Origin of the sequence: Ensifer adhaerens (assembly GCF_013283195.1) — a bacterium.
Classification (GTDB): Bacteria; Pseudomonadota; Alphaproteobacteria; order Rhizobiales; family Rhizobiaceae; genus Ensifer; species Ensifer adhaerens_G.
Genome location: NZ_JABEKT010000001.1, coordinates 1,540,890 through 1,559,975 on the forward strand (window position 1 = coordinate 1,540,890; position 19,086 = coordinate 1,559,975).

Here is a 19,086-nt window from a genome sequence, read left to right on the forward strand (position 1 = left end):
TCGCGCGTGACGACGCTGCGAAAGAGGGGAAGTGGGTACGAATGCGCATTCTGATAGTCGAGGACGACGTCAACCTGAACCGGCAGCTCGCCGAAGTGCTGAAGGAGGCTGGCTACGTCGTCGATCAGGCCTATGACGGCGAAGAGGGACACTATCTCGGCGAAGCCGAGCCTTATGACGCCGTTATCCTCGATATCGGCCTGCCCGAGATGGACGGCATCACCGTTCTCGAAAAATGGCGCGGCGGCGGCAAGACCATGCCGGTGCTGATCCTGACGGCACGTGATCGCTGGAGCGACAAGGTAGCCGGCATCGACGCCGGTGCCGACGATTATGTTGCCAAGCCGTTCCACGTCGAGGAAGTGCTTGCCCGCATCCGCGCCCTGATCCGCCGGGCGGCAGGCCACGCAAGCTCGGAGATCGTCTGCGGTCCCGTGCGCCTCGACACCAAGGGCTCGAAGGCAACCGTCGACGGGACGGCACTGAAGCTGACGTCGCACGAATTCCGGTTGCTGTCCTATCTCATGCATCATATGGGCCAGGTCGTATCGCGGACGGAACTGGTCGAGCACATGTACGATCAGGACTTCGATCGCGATTCCAACACGATCGAAGTTTTTGTCGGCCGCTTGCGCAAGAAGATCGGCAACGACCTGATCGAGACGGTGCGGGGCCTGGGATACCGCATGCAAGCGCCCGGCAATGGCAATTAGATCTCTTACGGCCCGTGTATTGGCGGTTTCGACCGTCTGGGCCGTCGTCGCCCTTGTCGTGATCGGGGTGGTCATTTCCGCCCTCTACCGACAGGGGTCGGAGCGCGGCTTCAAGGACCTCCTGCGCGCCCAGCTTTTCAACGTCGTCAACTCGATTTCGGTCAATGAGAAGACAGTGCTTGCCGGCAGCCCCCAGCTCGGCGATCTGCGCTTTTCCCAGCCGCAGACCGGATGGTACTGGATCGTCGATCCGATCGGCGAGTTCGACACGCCACCGCTGATCTCGACCTCGCTCGGCAATGCGAAGCTGCCGATCGCCAGCGTCGACGAAGTGCCCTTCGATACTGGCTATGTCCGCTTCTACACCACCAAGGATCCCTTCGGGAACGAGGTCGAAGTGGCCGAGACCGAGGTCGTTCTCGACATTCAGGGCCACACCGCCCGTTTCCGCGTTGCCGGCAACCGCGATGTGCTGGAGGCGGACATCAACCGCTTCACCCGCAATCTGACGATCGCGCTCTCCATCTTCGGTTTGGGCGGGCTCGGCATGAACGCATTGACCATTCTCTTCGGCCTCCGGCCGCTCGACCAGGTTCGCCGCTCTCTCGAGAAAATCCGGGCCGGCGAAAGCGAAAGGCTCGACGGTGCCTTTCCGCGCGAAATCCAGCCGCTTGCAAACGAGGTGAATGCGCTGATCGACAGCAATCGGCGCATCGTCGAGCGCGCACGTATGCAGGTCGGCAACCTCGCACACTCCCTGAAGACGCCGATTGCCGTTCTCCTCAACGAGGCCCGCGTGCTCGAGGCGTCGCATGGCGAGTTGGTTCGCACTCAGGTCGATGCGATGCAGATGCAGGTTCAATCCTATCTGAGCCGCGCGCGGATCGCCGCGCAGCGCGAATCCGTTCTCGCCCGCACCGAAGCGCAGCCGGCGCTGGAGCGGTTGGTGCGCGTGATGCGCAAGCTCAATCCGGAAAAAGAGGTTCATCTGTCGATCAATCCACCAGGCCTGGTGCTTGCCATGGAACTGCAGGATGTCGAAGAAACCGTCGGCAATCTGCTCGAAAATGCTGCCCGCCACGCCAGGGGCGAGGTGTGGCTCAATGTTCGTCCAGCTCTAAACGAACAGCATGCGAAGGAGAGCGGGCGGCAATGGATCGTCCTCGACGTTGACGACGACGGAGCTGGTCTTGATCCCGATCAGATCGCGTTGGCGTTGAAGCGCGGCAAGCGGCTGGACGAAAGCAAGCCGGGAACAGGCCTCGGGCTGTCGATCGTCAGTGAAATCGTGCGGGAATATCAGGGCACGCTGACGCTGTCGCGTCGGGATGAGGGCGGGCTGCGTGCAGAGCTGGTGCTGCCGGCTGCGGTTTAGGTGTCACACTGGCGCGCGAAAGTATCGCGTCGACGGCCCCAGCCGTTGCCTCTGTCAACAGGGAATGCCAAAAGAAAATCAAAGGGGAAGTCTTCACTCGACCTTGATGGTCGGTACAGTCGGAGCCCCCGCAGTAGAGAGTACATGTCGCGGATCATGAGGAACCAGGCAGAAATGACACGAACGTTTGTTGTCAGCGGCAGGATCGCGGTGATCGCGTCGGCGGTTGCTCTTGCCGGTTGCAGCACCACGTCGGGCGGGCAGACCGCGGCGGCAGGGCTGGGCACGACCGCAACCCGCAGCGTGTCTTCGACGACCTACATCGCCGCCCTTCAGGGGGGCATCATCGGCCGGCTCAGCAATCTCGATATCGGAACGTCGGACCGCCAGCGCGCGCTCGAAGCCGAGTACCGCGCGCTGGAAGCCGCTCCGGGCGGCCAGCCGGTCAATTGGCAGGGGCGCAGCGTCAACGGCTCGGTCGTCGCTGCCGCTCCTTTTCAGGTCGGTTCGCAGAACTGCCGCCAGTACAGCCACACCGTAACCGTCAAGGGACAGCCGACAACTGCGCGTGGTGCCGCCTGCCGGAATTCCGACGGGAGCTGGACGCCGCTCAGCTGACAGGATTTCCGGTTGCGGCGAAACGCCTCAAATCTCTGTCATCGCAGGTTTTCGAGTTGGAATGGCATGGGTGCCATAGTATTGAGCATGCATGTTGTTCTGGATCCTCGTCGCCACGCTGACGGCGGCTGTAGCCGTCGTGCTCATCCTCCCGCTGTTGCGGGCGGCAGCGCCCGCATCGTCTCCCCACAGTCATGATATCGAAGTCTATCGCGACCAGCTCGATGAGCTGACGCGCGATCAGGAGAGCGGCCTGATCAACGGCGACGATGCCGAGCTCGCGCGTGCCGAGGTTGCCCGTCGGCTGCTTGCGGCCGGCGAGATCGATCGCGCCGCCGCGCCGGTCGCAACGCCGCGCCGCGGTCTCAATTTCCTGGCGCAAGCCTTCGTGCTTCTCTGTCTTCCCGCGATCGGGCTCTGTCTTTACTTGTTCACCGGCAGCCCGGGTGTTCCGGCACAGCCTTTGGCCGCACGCCTCGCCGATCCCGGTTCCGACATCAACATTCTGATCGCGCGCGCGGAAAACCATCTGGCGCAAAATCCGAATGATGGGGCGGGCTGGGAAGTGCTGGCGCCGATCTACATGCGCAACGGTCGCGTCGAGGAGGCGGTCGCCGCCTACGATAACGCTGTCCGCCTGCTCGGGCCAACGCCGGCGCGGCTGGGTGGTTATGCTGAAGCCCTGATCGCGCTTTCGGACGGACTGGTGACCACCGAAGCGCAGTCGGCACTGCGCAGATCTCTCGCCATCGACCCGAACGACCCGCGTTCCGAATACTATCTTGCCCTCGGCCTGAAGCAGGAAGGCAAGAAGGACGAGGCACTTGCTGCCTTCAACCGGCTGATCGCCGGTTCTCCTGCGGATGCGCCGTGGGTGCCGTTGGTCAGGCAGCATGTCGCGGAGCTTTCGGGTGGCGCCGCCGGAAATGCTACCGCCGCAGCGCCCGGAAATCCGAGTGCCGACGATATCGCCGCCGCTGAGGACATGAGCGCCGGCGACCGCCAGGAGATGATCCGCGGCATGGTCGAAAGCCTGGCAAGCCGCCTCAAGGAGGATCCCGCCAACGCCGAAGGCTGGGCGCGGCTGATCCGTTCCCATGTTGTGCTTGATCAAAGAGACCAGGCGGCTGCCGCCCTAAAGGAAAGCCAGAAAACCTTCCCCGCGGACGGCGAACAGGGAAAGCAGCTGCTGGCGCTCGCCCGTGAACTCGGGATCAAGACGGACGGAGAAACGCAATGACGCGCAAACAGAAGCGATTGGCGATCATCGGCGGTGGCGTCGGCTTTCTGACGCTTGCCGTCCTTCTGGTGATGTTCGCCTTCAGCCAGGCGATCGCCTATTTCTACGTACCGAGCGACCTCGCCAAGGCCGATGTCCCGCCCGGAACCCGCATTCGCCTCGGCGGCCTGGTCGAGGCCGGCTCGGTCAAGCGTGGCGACGGAAAGACGGTGACGTTTACCGTCACCGATACGCTCGGCCAGGTGCCCGTGACCTATACCGGCATCCTGCCGGACCTCTTCCGCGAAGGGCAGGGCGTGGTGACCGAAGGCACTTTCGTCGCCGGCAACTCCGTCTTCGTTGCGGATTCCGTGCTTGCCAAGCATGATGAGACCTATATGCCGAAGGACGTCGCCGACCGCTTGAAGGCGCAGGGTGTCGAACTCAGCGGGAAGGAAACCGTTCGTTGATCATCGAACTTGGACATTATGCGCTGGTTCTGGCGCTCGCGACGGCCTTCGTGCAGGCTGCGTTGCCGATACTGGGTGCCAGGCTCAACGATCGCGCCCTCATGGAACTTGCCTCGAGCGCGGCGGTTGCCTGCTTTTTGCTCGTTGCCTTCTCCTTTGCGGTGCTGACCTTCGCCTATGTCACGTCGGATTTTTCGGTCCGTAACGTCTGGGAGAATTCCCACTCGCTGAAGCCGCTGATCTACAAGATCTCCGGTGTGTGGGGGAACCATGAAGGATCGATGCTGCTCTGGCTGTTGATCCTGGTGTTCTTCTCGGCGCTGGTCGCCACCTTTGGCCGCAATTTGCCGGAAACACTGAAGGCGAACGTGCTCGCAGTCCAGGCCTGGATTGCCGTGGCCTTCACGCTATTCATTCTCCTGACGTCGAACCCCTTTGCCCGCCTGATCCCGGCGCCGGGCGAGGGCAAGGACCTGAACCCGATCCTGCAGGACGTCGGCCTCGCCATCCATCCGCCCCTGCTTTACCTCGGCTATGTCGGCTTTTCCGTCTGCTTCTCCTTCGCCATCGCCGCCCTGATCGAGGGGCGCATCGATGCCGCCTGGGCACGCTGGGTGCGCCCGTGGACCCTTGCTGCCTGGACGTTCCTTACGGCCGGCATCTCGATGGGCTCCTATTGGGCCTATTACGAGCTTGGCTGGGGTGGCTGGTGGTTCTGGGATCCGGTCGAAAACGCCTCCTTCATGCCGTGGCTTGCCGGCACCGCGCTGCTGCACTCCGCTCTCGTCATGGAGAAGCGCGAGGCGCTGAAGATCTGGACCGTGCTGCTCGCGATCATGACCTTCTCGCTGTCGCTGCTCGGCACCTTCCTCGTGCGCTCCGGCGTGCTGACCTCGGTCCACGCTTTTGCCACCGACCCGACGCGCGGCATCTTCATTCTCGCGATCCTGGTCTTCTTCATCGGCGGTGCGTTTTCGTTGTTTGCCTTCCGTGCTTCCCGGCTGAAAGCCGGTGGCATCTTCGCGCCAATCTCGAAGGAGGGCGCCCTTGTCTTCAACAATCTCATCCTGACGACGGCGACTGCGACCGTCTTGACCGGCACGCTTTATCCGCTGGTGCTCGAGGCGCTGACCGGCGACAAGATTTCGGTCGGGCCGCCCTTCTTCAACATGACCTTCGGGCTTTTGATGCTGCCGCTTCTGTTTGCAGTACCCTTCGGGCCGCTGCTGGCGTGGAAGCGCGGTGATCTGATGGGCGTCGCCCAGCGGCTGTTTGCGGCCGTTGCCATCGGTCTCGTCGTCGGCTGCATCTATTACTATGCCATGAACGGCGGGCCTATCCTCGCTCTGTTTGGCATTGCTCTCGGTGTTTACCTGATCGTCGGCTCGCTGACGGATCTGGCCTTGCGATCGGGGCTCGGCAAGGTGACGGGCAACGTCGCCTGGCGACGTTTCTCCGGCCTTCCGCGCTCGGCCTTCGGCACGGCACTTGCGCATATCGGTCTCGGCGTCACGCTGATCGGCATCGTCGCGGTCACCGCGTTCGAGACCGAAACTGTCGTTGAGATGAAACCGGGCATGACGGTGGACGCCGGAGGCTACACCCTGCGCTTCGACGGCATGCGCAATGGCAGCGGTCCGAACTACTCTGAGGAATCCGGTCATTTCACCATCACGAGCGGTGGCGTGGTGGTCGCCGACATCTGGTCGTCGAAGCGGCTCTATCAGGCGAGGCGCATGCCGACCACAGAAGCCGGTATCCGCACCTTTGGCCTCAGCCAGCTCTATGTTTCGCTCGGAGACCAGATCAGCGAAGGCGGCATCGTCGTGCGCATCTGGTGGAAGCCGATGATCCTCTGCATCTGGGGGGGAACGCTGTTCATGATGGCGGGTGGTTTCGTCTCGCTCAGCGATCGCCGCCTGCGCGTCGGTGCGCCGACACGCGCCAAGCGGCCGAAGACGATCCCGGTGGGGGCGGCCGAATGAACCGATTGTTGCTCGCGTTCTTTCTGTTTCTGGCGTCGATCGCCCCGGCTTTCGCGGTCAATCCGGATGAGGTCCTGTCCGATCCGGCGCTTGAAGCGCGCGCGCGGGCGATCTCGGCCGAACTTCGCTGCATGGTCTGCCAGAACCAATCGATCGACGATTCCAACGCCGAGCTTGCCAAGGACCTCAGGGTTCTGGTGCGCGAGCGGTTGGCAAATGGCGATAGCGACGACGCCGTGATCGATTACGTCGTTTCGCGCTACGGCGAGTTCGTGCTGCTCAAACCCCGGCTTGAAACCAAGACGATGATCCTGTGGGGCATGCCGATCCTGCTTCTGTTCATCGGCGCGATGACGCTGCTGGTGGCCGCGCTCAAGCGTAGCCGCCAATCGCGCGGCACGCCGCTTTCCGATGACGAGAAGGAAAAGCTGAAGAAGCTGCTTCAGCCCTAGAACCGACTGGCAACCTGCCGCTTTCGATGGCCTTTGCCGACATTACCAAAAATTCATCCTCCGGACAGAACTCAGTAAGGTCCCATCCGTTACATCTTTCGTCATCGGCTGTTCCTCCAGTCAGCCAGTAGCGAGATCGCCACCCCCGCGGCGATTTTCGAAATCACGATGTCGAAGCTGCTTGTCTGCGGCTTCAAGGAAGAGAAAAGGCAAAACGGATGTTTACGAACAAATTCCAGCGTCCCTCCCTCAAGACTGTGTTGAAGGCCTCGACCGTTGCGGGTCTTGCCGCTGTCATGCTGACCTCCGGCCTGCCGGCGACGATCAGCCAATCCTTCGCCGAAGCCGTCAAGGTCGATGCGCCCCAGGTGCCGAGCTTTGCCAATGTCGTCGACGCCGTTTCCCCGGCCGTCGTCTCGGTCCGCGTTCAGTCGCGTGCCAACCCCGTTTCCGACGAGGGTAACGGTTTCACCTTCGATTTCGGCGGTCGCGGTCTGGATGAACTGCCCGACGATCACCCGCTGAAGCGCTTCTTCAAGGAATTCGGTGGCCCGCGCGGCGATGACCGCGCCGAACGCGGCCCCGGCCGTCGTGGCCCGCACGGCGAAGGTCGCCTGCGCCCGACGTCTCAGGGTTCCGGCTTCTTCATCTCGGAAGACGGCTACCTCGTCACCAACAACCACGTCGTTTCCGACGGCTCGGCGTTTACGGTCATCCTCAACGACGGCACCGAGCTTGACGCCAAGCTGATCGGCAAGGACAGCCGCACCGACCTCGCGGTACTCAAGGTCGATGACAAGCGCAAGTTCACCTATGTCAGCTGGGCAGACGACAACAAGGTTCGCGTCGGCGACTGGGTCGTTGCCGTCGGCAACCCCTTCGGTCTCGGCGGTACCGTGACCTCCGGCATCATTTCGGCCCGTGGCCGCGATATCGGCTCCGGCCCCTATGACGACTACCTGCAGGTGGACGCTGCCGTGAACCGCGGCAACTCCGGCGGCCCGACCTTCAACCTTTCGGGTGAAGTCGTCGGCATCAACACCGCGATCTTCTCGCCCTCGGGCGGCAATGTCGGCATCGCCTTCGCCATCCCGGCATCGGTCGCCAAGGACGTTGTTGCCGATCTGATGAAGGACGGTTCGGTATCGCGTGGTTGGCTCGGCGTTCAGATCCAGCCGGTGAGCAAGGATATTGCCGAATCGCTCGGCCTTTCCGAAGCAAACGGCGCCCTCGTCGTCGAACCGCAGGCCGGCTCGCCTGGCGAAAAGGCCGGCATCAAGAAGGGTGACGTCGTCACCGCGCTCAACGGCGACACCATCAAGGATCCGCGTGATCTTGCCCGCAAGGTCGCCGGCATTCGCCCGGGCACCACGGTCGATGTCGCGCTGTGGCGCAACGGCAAGTCCGAGACCGTCAAGCTCGAGATCGGAACGCTGCCGAAGGACGACAAGGAAGCGGCCAAGGATTCCGGTACGCAGTCCGAGGAAGCCCAGCCGTCGAGCGAGCAGGCCTTGGCCGACCTCGGCATGACCGTGGTTCCGTCGGATGACGGTCAGAGCGTGACGATCGCCTCGGTAGACGAGGACTCGGATGCCAGCGATCGTGGCCTGAAGCAGGGCGAGAAGATCGTTTCCGTCAACAATCAGGAAGTGAAGTCGGCGGACGATATCCTCAAGGTGATCAGCACCGCCAAGAAGGACGGCCGCAGCAAGGCGCTCTTCCAGATCGAGGCCGAGAGCGGCAGCCGCTTCGTGGCGCTTCCCATCGATCAGGGCTGATCGCGGCAGCGAATGAATGACCGGGGCGCCGCGATATCCGAGCGATTTCGCGGCGCTCGCCGTTTGAGGCGAAGTGATCGCCAATCCGGTCGTCGGATTCCGAAACCGGTTGAGACAGACAGAGGTCCGGGACTATGGTCACGCGTATGAAGATTCTTATCATTGAAGACGATATCGAGGCAGCTGCCTATCTTGGAAAGGCGTTCCGGGAAGCGGGCATTGTCTGCGACCATGCGAGCGACGGCGAAAGCGGTCTCTTCATGGCTAGCGAAAACAGCTACGACGTTCTTGTGGTCGACCGTATGTTGCCGCGCCGCGATGGCCTGTCGGTGATCACGGAGTTGCGTCGCAAGGACATCCACACGCCGGTGCTCATCCTGTCGGCGCTCGGTCAGGTCGACGATCGGGTGACGGGCCTGCGCGCCGGCGGCGACGACTACCTGCCGAAACCTTACGCCTTCAGCGAGCTTCTCGCCCGCGTCGAAGTGCTTGGACGCCGCAAGGGCGCGCCCGAACAGGACATGGTCTACCGGGTCGGCGATCTCGAGCTCGACCGCCTTTCGCACTCGGTTCGCCGTCAGGGCAAGGAAATCCCGCTGCAGCCGCGCGAGTTCCGGCTGCTCGAATATCTGATGAAGAACGCCGGCCAGGTCGTGACCAGAACCATGCTGCTCGAAAACGTCTGGGACTATCACTTCGATCCGCAGACCAATGTCATCGACGTGCACGTTTCGCGGCTGCGCTCGAAGATCGAGAAGGATTTCGATCTGCCGCTGCTTCGAACCGTGCGCGGCGCCGGATACATGATCAAGGATGATCGGACCGCCAGCGCATGAGCAAGCTCGGCGTCCTGTTCCGGACGACCGCCGTCCGGTTGTCCGCGCTCTATCTGATCCTTTTTTCGCTCTGCGCCGCGTTTCTCGTCTTTTACGTCACCGGCATGTCCGAGCGTCTATTGCAGCAGCAGACACGCGACGCTGTGACTGCAGAAGTAACCCAGATCGAACAGGTCTATACCCGAGGCGGGATCAATGGTCTCTTGCGTTCGCTTGAGAGACGCGCGCGCCAACCGGGTGCCAATCTCTATGTGATCGCCGGGCCGAGCGGCGAAATCCTTGCCGGCAACGTGGCGAGCCTTGAGCCAGGCCTTCTCGATCGCGAAGGCTGGACGGAGAAGCCGTTCGCCTATCAGCGCTATACCGACGAGACCCGCAAGGACAGCCACGTGGCGCTTGCCCATGTGCTGATGCTCGACAACGGCCTGCGCATCCTCGTCGGCCGTGACCTCCAGGAACCGCAGAAGTTCCGTGCCCTCGTGCGCCAGGCGTTGATGGTGGCGCTCGGCATCATGGGCCTTGGTGCGCTCATTATCTGGTTTGCCATCGGCCGCAATGCGCTGAAGCGCATCGACCGCATGTCGGAGGCGAGCACCAAGATCATGGCAGGCGACCTGTCGCAGCGTCTGCCGACGAGCGGCTCAGGCGACGAATTCGACCGGCTTTCCGAATCGTTGAACGCGATGCTCGGACGCATAGAGAAGCTGAACGAAGGCCTGCGCCAGGTTTCGGACAACATTGCCCACGACTTGAAGACGCCGCTGACGCGGCTGCGCAACAAGGCGGAGGCGGCACTGGCGCGCAAGGGCACAAGTCAGCGTGGTGCGCTTGAAGAAATCATTGGCGAGTCTGATCAGCTGATCCGCACCTTCAATGCGCTCCTGATGATCTCGCGTGTCGAAGCGGGCTCTGCCGCTGCCGAGATGAGCGAAGTCGACCTTTCGCAGATCGTGTCGGACTGCGTCGAACTCTATGAGCCGGTCGCGGAAGATGTCGGCCTGAGGCTCGAAGCGGATGTCGCGCCGGGCACGGTCATTTCCGGCAACCGCGAGCTTGTCGGCCAGGCGCTCGGCAACCTCCTGGACAACGCGATCAAGTACGCTGAAGCTGGCGCCGATCCGCTGATCAAGGTCTCGCTCGGCAGGCGCGACGGCAAGGTCATTCTTTCGGTTGCCGACCACGGCCCGGGTGTTCCCGAGGAAAAGCGCGAGGAAGTCGTCAAGCGTTTTGTCCGGCTGGACGAGAGCCGCTCCAAGCCGGGCACCGGCCTCGGACTGTCGCTTGTGGAAGCCGTGATGGAGATGCACCATGGCGCATTGAATCTTGCCGTAACCGATCCCGACGGCGCCGATAACGGCAAGGGTCTGACGGTACACATGGTTTTCCCGGCGCCCGCGACCTGATAGACCGGTTTGCGGAGAACAGGGGGAAAACGGCATGCAGGATACGATGGCAGCGCACTGGTGGGGCATGGAGACGGCGCCGATCAAACCGGCGAGCCAGGCCGACGCCAAATCCGCGCTGTCGGTACTGAAGGACATGGCCAAGGGCCATGATCGGATCAGCCGCCTGCTGGCATCCGAAACGCCGTTCAAGGCTTTCGTCGTCTCTGCCTTTGCCCTGTCGCCGTTCCTGCGCGACACCGGTGGCAGTCAGCCCGGCATACTCGAACAGATCTTGACCGAACCGCTGCCGCAATTTCTTGCCGAAAGGGTTCGGCGAGCGCGAGACGCCTGGGCGCCGGCAGAGCCGGGCGTGGCGCTCCCCGACACCGAGGTCATGACGCGACTTCGAAAGGCCAAGCGCGAGCTTGCTTTTGCCGTGGCGCTGGCTGATCTCTCCCGACACTTCGACGGTCGCGAGACGACGCGCTGGCTGAGCGAATTTGCCGGTGCTGCGGTTTCTGCCACGATCGACCATCTGCTGCTGAGCGGCCACCAGGCGGGAAAGCTTGCACTCAAGGATGTGACTGCCCCCAGCGAAGGTTCCGGCGTCGTCGTTCTCGGCATGGGCAAGCTCGGCGCCTTTGAGCTCAATTATTCCTCCGACATCGATCTCGTGGTGTTCTACGATCCGCAGTCCGGCATCGTCGTCGATCGCGACGACGCGTCCGAGACCTTCGGCCGGCTGCTGCGACGCCTCATCCGCATCCTCCAGGAGCGCACCGGCGACGGCTACGTCTTTCGCACAGATTTGCGGCTGCGTCCGGATCCCGGCTCGACTCCACTCGCGATCCCCGTCGAGGCGGCCATGCTCTATTACGAGGGCAGGGGGCAGAACTGGGAGCGCGCCGCCTTCATCAAGGCGCGTCCCGTTGCCGGTGACATCGCTGCTGGCGATGCATTCTTGAAAGAACTGACGCCGTTCGTTTTCCGCAAGTACCTCGACTATGCGGCAATTGCCGACATCCATTCAATCAAGCGGCAGATCCACGCGCACAAGGGCCACGGCGAGATTGCGGTCAAGGGGCACAATATCAAGCTCGGTCGCGGCGGCATCCGCGAGATCGAGTTCTTCGTTCAGACGCAGCAACTGATCGCCGGCGGGCGCATGCCCGATCTGCGGCTGAAGGCAACCGAGCCGATGCTGCGCGCGCTGGTCAAGGCCGGCTGGATCGACGAGACGACGGCAGATGAACTGGTCGAGGCCTACTGGTTCCTGCGCGATGTCGAACACCGGATCCAGATGGTGCGCGACGAACAGACCCATGTGTTACCGGAGACAGAGGCGGAGCTGAAGCGCATCGCCTTCATGCTCGGTTTCGAGGACACGGCCAGCTTTTCAAAGGACCTGTCAAAGGTCCTGCGTACCGTCGAGCGACGCTACGCCCAGCTCTTCGAGCAGGAGGCGAAGCTTTCGAGCGAGACCGGCAATCTGGTCTTCACCGGCCAGCGTGACGATCCCGATACGCTCGAGACCCTGAGGAAGCTCGGTTTCCAGCGGCCCTCCGACATCTCGCACACGATCCGCACCTGGCATTACGGCCGCTACCGCGCGACGCAGTCGGTGGAAGCGCGCGAGCGTCTGACGGAACTGACGCCACAGCTCCTGCGCGTTTTCGGCGAGAGCCGGCGCGCCGACGAAGCACTCTTGCGTTTCGATCACTTCATTTCCGGTCTGCCAGCCGGCATCCAGCTGTTTTCACTGCTCGGCAACAATCCGCGGCTCCTGTCGCTGATCGTCAACATCATGTCGTCTGCGCCGCGGCTGGCCGAGATCATCGCGGCGCGGCCACATGTGTTCGACGGCATGCTCGATCCCGGCCTCCTGGCGGAGTTGCCGACCAGGGACTATCTGGCGCCGCGCATCGCCAACTTCGTTTCCGGCGCCCGTCACTATGAAGAAGTGCTCGACCGGCTGCGCATCATCGCTGCTGAACAGCGTTTCCTGATCGGAATTCGCCTGTTGACGGGCTCCATCTCTGGTGCGCAGGCGGGCCGGGCCTTTACCGATCTTGCCGACCTGATCATCGCTGCGGCGGTGGACGCGGTGCTGGCAGAGGTGCGTTCGGTCCACGGCGATTTTCCGGGCGGGCGCATTGTTGTCGTCGGCATGGGCAAGCTCGGCAGCCACGAGCTGACGGCGGGCTCTGACGTCGATCTGATCCTGCTCTACGACTATGACGACGCTGCCACGGAATCGGACGGCGGCAAGCCGCTCGATCCGATGCGCTATTTCACCCGGCTGACCCAGCGCCTGATCGCAGCCCTCTCGGCGCCGACCGCCGAAGGTGTGCTCTATGAGGTCGACATGCGGCTCCGGCCATCCGGCAACAAGGGGCCGGTCGCCACCCGCATCAATGCCTTTGCCAAGTATCAGCGCGAAGAAGCCTGGACCTGGGAGCATCTGGCGTTGACGCGGGCGCGCTGTATCTGCGGTGACGACAGCCTGAAGGCGCAAGCCGACGCCATCTTCGCCGAAGTGCTCGGCCAGAAGCGCGATGTTGCCAAAGTCAGCGCCGACGTGATCTCGATGCGCGAGATGATCGACAGCGAGAAGCCGCCAAACGACATCTGGGATTTCAAGCTGATCCCCGGCGGTCTTGTCGATATCGAGTTCATCGCGCAATACTTGGCGCTGATTGCACCCACCAAGGGCGTGCCACCGCTTGAAGCCGGCGCCCATACGGCCGATGCCTTGAGGGTGCTTGGTGGTGCGATGATGAATCCGAACGATGTCGATACCACGATAGAAGCGCTGGGCCTCTTCACCGAGCTGTCGCAGATCGTGCGGCTGTGCATCGAGGGAGAGTTCGACCCGAAGGAGGCGCCGGCCGGTCTCGTCGACCTCGTCTGCCGTGCCGGAGACTATCCCGACCTGAAGACGCTGGAGGCCGATATCAAGCGGCTGTCGAAGGCCGTCAGGCGAATTTTTCAGTCTGTGGTTTCGGGATAGGGCTGCGGGTCGCTTTCGCGATCGGGCATGCGCAGAGAAATGATCGTGCCGACGTTCTCGGCGGAATGGATCTTCATCGTTCCGCCGTGAAGGCGCGTCAACGAGCGGGAGATGGCAAGCCCGAGGCCGGAGCCGCCCTTGCTCTTGGCATACTGGCTTTGCACCTGCTCGAAGGGCTGGCCGATCTTCTGCAGGGCGTCGCGCGGGATGCCGATGCCGGAGTCTGCGATCGTCAGCGTCACCGCCCCGGTGACCTTGCGGGCGCGCAACGAAATGCGCCCGCCTTCATTGGTGAACTTGACCGCGTTCGACAGGAGGTTGAGCAGCACCTGCTTCATCGCCCGACGATCCGCGACCACGGTCAGGCCCGAAGCGATATGCTGCACCACATGGATGTTCTTCTGCTGCGCCGGGATCGTGGTGAAGCGGATCGTCTCCTCGATCAGCGGTGCGAGATCGATCGTCTCGCGGCTGATGCGCATATGGCCCGCCTCGATCTTCGACATGTCCAGGATGTCGTTGATCACGTTCAGGAGGTGTTTGCCGCTCTCGTGGATGTCGCGCGAGTACTCATCGTACTTCTCGGAGCCGAGCGGCCCGAACATCTGGGTCTGCAGGATCTCCGAAAAGCCGAGAATGGCGTTGAGCGGGGTCCTCAGCTCATGGGACATGTTGGCCAGGAATTCCGACTTGGCGCGGTTTGCTGCCTCGGCGCGTTCCTTCTCCGCCTGGTAGTTGGCGTTGGCGATCGAAAGCTCCGTCTTCTGCCTTTCCAGCGTCATGCGCGAGGCTGAGAGATCGCCGATGGTCGCCATCAGCCGGCGCTCGGATTCGCGCAGCCGCACCTGGTGCCGCTTCAGAAGCGTGATGTCGGTGCCGACAGAAACGAGGCCGCCGTCGCGCGTGCGCCGTTCGTTGATCTGCAGCCAGCGCTCGTCGGCGAGCTGCACTTCCGTTGTTTGCGAGTGGTTGCTCCGGTCCGGATCAGCGATGCGGCGCTCAACCACCGGACGGGCTGCCGCCGCGTGAACGGCGATGCGTTCCGTGCCCGGCACCAGCACGTGGTCCGGCAGCTTGTAGGCTTCCTGGTAGTGCGTGTTGCACATGACCAGCCGGTCCTGCTTGTCCCAGAGAACGAAGGCTTCGGACGTGCATTCGATCGCATCGGCCAGGCGCTGGTCAGCTTCCGCGTAACGCTGGGCCAGGCGATGCTGTTCGGTGACGTCCATGGCGATGCCGATGAGATGGGCGCGGCCGGAAACGGTGCGGATGATCTCGGCGCGGGCGCGCAGCCAGACATAGTGGCCGTCCGCATGGCGCATGCGGAACACCTGGTCGATCTGGCGTGCATCGCCGCGGGCGATCGTGCGGGCAACGCCATAGATCCCGCGATCATCGGGATGCATCAGCCGTGCGGCGTCGCCGAAGGACAACACGCTGCTTTCGCCGGGCATGCCCAGCATTTCGTACATCGACCGCGACCAGAACAGCCGTCGGTTGGCAAGGTCGAAATCCCAGAGGCCGCAGCGGCCGCGCGATAGCGCGGTCTCTACCCGCAGGTTCGATTCGACAAACACCGAGTCGGCGTCGCGGGCCCGTTTGGCCTGGATGTAGTAGGCATAAAGGACCACCAGCAGGATCGCCGAAATGCCGGCAAACAGTGTCACATTAAGCGACACCTCGTCGCGCCACGCCGTTTCCAGCTGGGTCACCGGCGTTGCTGCCAGGATGACGCCGGCCGCTTCCGGCAGCTGCGCCAAGGCGACGATATGGTCGATGCCGTCGATGGCCGTCTTCATGATGCTGGAATGTTCGCCGTAATACTGCAGCGTGGCGATATCTGGTGCCACCGAGGCAAGTGTCCGGCCGATCAGCGGCACGCCATCCGGCGTGCTGGCGAAGATCCGGCCATCCTTGCGCACAGTCAAAAGGAACGTGCCCGGATCGAGCATGGTGGTGGGCAAGTACTGGGTCAGGCGCTGCTCAGCGTCCCAACGGCGGCCCTCGTCAAACAGCGTCATGCCGTCGGCCTGAAACGCTGCGACAGCGGTGGCGGCTGCGAGACCGACGGTCTGGCGCGAGCTGTCCTCCATCCTGCTGTGTTCGTCCATGATGCCGGACATGCGCGAAACCGCGACGATAATTAGGAATGCGATGATGAGGATCGGGATGGAACGCTTGAGAATAGGCTCCGCGCTCGCCAGACGCTGCGACGTCGGCTCGGCGAAAATCTTCGCCTGCGAGATGAACTCGCTTTCCAGGCCGGCAAAGCCTGGAAACCTGAGTCGCAACCGCCCGTCGGCTGCGCTCGCTGGTCGCGCGTCCGCCATCTTACCCAATGTGAAACCCTCTGATGATTCGGCGCGCCGCTCGCCCGAATCTGACTCAATGAATCACAGGGCGATTCGCCTTGTCCAGAGGAAAGGGTAAAGATTTCTTAACCATTTCTTATCGTTGGAAAATAATAGGCCGGGTCGCCCAAGCGGCCCGGCCTTTCGATAACGGCTGTTTTTCCCAGGCTTTTCAGGCCTTGAGCATGCGCTCGACGATGTCGCTGACATCGGCTGAAAGCTTGGTCGCGCTTACAATTTCCTTCAACGCATTGCGGGCGTGACCGGCGCGCACGTCTTCGAGCGAGCGCCAGGAGCGCATCGAGGTCAGGATGCGCGCTGCGAGTTGCGGATTGCGCGGATCGATGTCTAGGATCTGCTTGGCGAGGAAACGATACCCCTCGCCATCGGCGCGGTTGAAACCTGTCGGATTGGCGAAGGCGTAGCTGCCGATCAGCGACCGCACGCGGTTCGGATTGTTACCGTTGAAAAGCGGCTCCGTCATCAGGGTCTTGATGCGATCGAGCGTGCCGGCGCCCGGGATCGTCGCCTGAACGGCGAACCACTTGTCGATGACGAGCGCGTTGTCGGCAAATCGCTTGCGGAAGGTCGCAAGTGCCTGAGCCGCCTCGGGCGCATCCGGGAACCGGTGCGCCAGCAGCGCCAGGGCATGGCTGAGGTCGGTCATGTTGTCGGCGGCTGCAAAGGCTTCCGCCGCCCGCGCCGGATTGTCTTCGCCATGGACGAGATAGGTGAGGGCGGCGTTGCGCAGAGCGCGGCGTCCGGCACTTTCCGCATCCGGGCTGAAGGCAGCCTTCGACGCCATTTCGTCCGCGAGCCGAAGGAAGGTTTCGCGTCCGGCAACGGCGATCGCCTTGAGGACCTGCTGCCGGGCGGCATGGATGGCGTCTGGATCGTTGTCGGCGCCGATCTCGCGGGCGATGTCGGCTTCGCTTGGCAGCGACAGCGCCTGCGACCGGAATGCCGGCTCAAGAGTGTCGTCGGCGGCCGCGCCGATAAGGCCATCGATGAGGGCTCTTTCGACAGTGACGGATTTGCCAGCACGAACGTCGGCTGTCGCTGATACCAGATTGGCAAGCGCAATGGCGTTGAGCGCCTGCCAACGGGCGAACAGATCGCTCTCATGCCGGGCGATCAGCGCCAGATCGTCGTCGGACTGCTCGATATGCAGGTTGATCGGGGCAGAAAAGCCCCGGTTGAACGATGGAACCGGGCGCGAGGTGATACCGGAGAACACCACAGTCTGCTTGCGCTCGGTGAGGTGGAGCACGTCGCCAGTGATATCCGCGCCAGTTACGCTCGAAAGGTCCGCTTCCGCACCGTCCTCGAGCAGCAGGCCCATGCGCAGCGGAATGTGCATCGGCTCCTTGGCACTTTGCCCAGGCGTCGCCGGCACGGTCTGTTCGAGCGACAGTGTGAAGGTCTGTTTTGCCGCGTCATAGGCGCCGGAGGCCGTCACCAGCGGTGTGCCTGCCTGATGGTACCAGAGCGAGAACTGGCTGAGATCGCGGCCGCTGACTTCAGCGAAGCAGGCGATGAAATCCTCGATCGTCACAGCCTGGCCGTCGTGGCGCTCGAAATAGAGATCCATGCCCTTCGTGAACAGGTCGCGACCGAGAATGGTCGCGATCATCCGGGTGACTTCGGAGCCCTTCTCATAGACGGTCGTCGTGTAAAAATTGTTGATTTCGCGATACTTCGTCGGCCGGACCGGGTGGGCGAGGGGGCCCGCATCCTCGGGGAACTGTTCCGATTTCAGGTGCCGGACTTCGGCGATGCGCTTGACGGCGCGCGAGCGCATGTCGGCAGAAAACTCGTGGTCGCGATATACCGTCAGGCCTTCCTTGAGGCAGAGCTGGAACCAGTCGCGGCAGGTGATGCGGTTGCCGGTCCAGTTGTGGAAGTATTCGTGTGCGATGATCGCTTCGATGTTGGCGTAATCGGCGTCGGTCGCTGTTTCCGGGTCGGCCAAAACGTATTTGTCGTTGAAGACGTTGAGCCCCTTGTTCTCCATGGCGCCCATGTTGAAGTCGGAGACGGCGACGATCATGAAGATGTCCAGATCGTATTCGCGGCCGAAGGCCTCTTCGTCCCACTTCATCGAGCGCTTCAGCGCGTCCATCGCGTAGGATGCGCGCGGCTCCTTGCCGTGTTCGACGTAGATCTTCAGCGCGACCTCTCGGCCAGACAGGGTGGTGAACGTGTCCTCGACTACGCCAAGGTCGCCGGCAACCAGCGCAAAGAGATAGCTGGGCTTCGGATGCGGATCGAACCAGGCGGCGAAGTGCCGGCCATCGCCCATGTCGGCGCCGCCGAGATAGTTACCGTTGGAAAGCAGCAGCGGCGCGGACTTCTTGTCGGCGATGATGTTGACCGTATAGACGGCGAGAACATCAGGGCGATCCGGGAAATAGGTGATGCGGCGGAAGCCTTCCGCCTCGCACTGCGTGCAATAGACTCTGTTGGTGCGGTAGAGACCCATCAGCTTGGTGTTGGTCTCGGGCGAGAGCAACGTGGTGATGGTGACTTCGAACGGGGCGGCCTCGGGCAGGCCACGGATGGTCAGCGTGTCGTCGGTCACGTCGTAGAGCGTGGCTGCGAGTACTTCCTGGTCGAGCAGCAGGCCGGTCATGACGAGTTCGTCGCCGTCGAGCACCAGGGGCGCCGATGCGTCGACGCCTTCCCGCCGATGCAGGATCAGCCGCGCTTCGACCTTCGTTTCCTTCGGGTCTAGTTCGAAGGTCAGATCCACTCTTTCAAGAACGAAGTCGGTCGGCCGGTAGTCTTCCAGATGAATGATCTGGCCAGTATTTGTCCGCATGGTCAGTCCCGCTCGCGCCTTGCTACTGGTGGATTTGTAGAGGGCGCTTGTGATGGTGAAAAGGCCAAAGGGC

The 19,086-nt window shown here is 62.7% G+C and carries 13 protein-coding genes; 11 read left to right on the plus strand and 2 right to left on the minus strand.

Annotation, left to right across the window (positions count from 1 at the left end; genetic code table 11):
* Positions 1–41: 41 nt before the first annotated feature.
* The 11 genes from feuP to LPJGGPFB_RS07310 all read left to right on the plus strand — a co-directional run bounded on the left by feuP (position 42) and on the right by LPJGGPFB_RS07310 (position 13,841).
* Positions 42–713, plus strand: coding sequence for a two-component system response regulator FeuP (gene feuP / locus LPJGGPFB_RS07260; RefSeq protein WP_077504027.1), 672 nt, complete (start codon positions 42–44; stop codon positions 711–713).
* Entirely contained in the window at positions 703–2,088 is a 1,386-nt protein-coding gene (locus tag LPJGGPFB_RS07265; protein WP_173419372.1) for an ATP-binding protein, read from the plus strand. The genes feuP and LPJGGPFB_RS07265 overlap by 11 nt, the downstream gene beginning before the upstream one ends.
* A gap of 174 nt (positions 2,089–2,262) precedes the next feature.
* Positions 2,263–2,706, plus strand: coding sequence for a hypothetical protein (locus tag LPJGGPFB_RS07270; RefSeq protein ID WP_173419373.1), 444 nt, complete (start codon positions 2,263–2,265; stop codon positions 2,704–2,706).
* Between the two features lie 91 nt (positions 2,707–2,797).
* The gene (gene ccmI, locus LPJGGPFB_RS07275; RefSeq protein WP_173419374.1) at positions 2,798–3,946 is read left to right on the plus strand and encodes a c-type cytochrome biogenesis protein CcmI; all 1,149 of its coding nucleotides are present in this window, start codon (positions 2,798–2,800) and stop codon (positions 3,944–3,946) included.
* Complete coding sequence (ccmE, locus tag LPJGGPFB_RS07280; protein ID WP_173419375.1) at positions 3,943–4,395, plus strand: cytochrome c maturation protein CcmE; 453 nt, start codon at positions 3,943–3,945, stop codon at positions 4,393–4,395. Before ccmI ends, ccmE begins: the two co-directional genes overlap by 4 nt.
* Positions 4,392–6,380, plus strand: a complete 1,989-nt coding sequence (locus LPJGGPFB_RS07285; protein WP_173419376.1) for a heme lyase CcmF/NrfE family subunit — start codon at positions 4,392–4,394, stop codon at positions 6,378–6,380. The genes ccmE and LPJGGPFB_RS07285 overlap by 4 nt, the downstream gene beginning before the upstream one ends.
* Positions 6,377–6,832 (plus strand): cytochrome c-type biogenesis protein, encoded by a 456-nt coding sequence (locus LPJGGPFB_RS07290; RefSeq protein WP_173419377.1) that lies wholly within the window; start codon positions 6,377–6,379, stop codon positions 6,830–6,832. Before LPJGGPFB_RS07285 ends, LPJGGPFB_RS07290 begins: the two co-directional genes overlap by 4 nt.
* 218 nt (positions 6,833–7,050) lie before the next feature.
* Positions 7,051–8,610 carry a Do family serine endopeptidase gene (locus LPJGGPFB_RS07295; RefSeq protein WP_173419378.1) on the plus strand — a complete coding sequence of 520 codons (1,560 nt, stop codon included), beginning with the start codon at positions 7,051–7,053 and terminating at the stop codon, positions 8,608–8,610.
* Positions 8,611–8,744: 134 nt separating this feature from the next.
* Positions 8,745–9,446 carry a response regulator transcription factor gene (locus LPJGGPFB_RS07300; protein WP_173419379.1) on the plus strand — a complete coding sequence of 234 codons (702 nt, stop codon included), beginning with the start codon at positions 8,745–8,747 and terminating at the stop codon, positions 9,444–9,446.
* Positions 9,443–10,849, plus strand: a complete 1,407-nt coding sequence (locus LPJGGPFB_RS07305) for a sensor histidine kinase (protein ID WP_173419380.1) — start codon at positions 9,443–9,445, stop codon at positions 10,847–10,849. Before LPJGGPFB_RS07300 ends, LPJGGPFB_RS07305 begins: the two co-directional genes overlap by 4 nt.
* Before the next feature lie 34 nt (positions 10,850–10,883).
* The gene (locus tag LPJGGPFB_RS07310) at positions 10,884–13,841 is read left to right on the plus strand and encodes a bifunctional [glutamine synthetase] adenylyltransferase/[glutamine synthetase]-adenylyl-L-tyrosine phosphorylase (RefSeq protein WP_173419381.1); all 2,958 of its coding nucleotides are present in this window, start codon (positions 10,884–10,886) and stop codon (positions 13,839–13,841) included.
* Here the strand turns inward: LPJGGPFB_RS07310 and LPJGGPFB_RS07315 are convergent.
* Positions 13,820–16,180: a PAS domain-containing sensor histidine kinase gene (locus tag LPJGGPFB_RS07315; protein ID WP_173419382.1), complete on the minus strand. Its 2,361-nt coding sequence runs from the start codon at positions 16,178–16,180 to the stop codon at positions 13,820–13,822. The genes LPJGGPFB_RS07310 and LPJGGPFB_RS07315 overlap by 22 nt on opposite strands.
* A 184-nt stretch (positions 16,181–16,364) precedes the next feature.
* The gene (gene pepN, locus LPJGGPFB_RS07320; protein WP_173419383.1) at positions 16,365–19,013 is read right to left on the minus strand and encodes an aminopeptidase N; all 2,649 of its coding nucleotides are present in this window, start codon (positions 19,011–19,013) and stop codon (positions 16,365–16,367) included.
* Between the last annotated feature and the right edge of the window lie 73 nt (positions 19,014–19,086).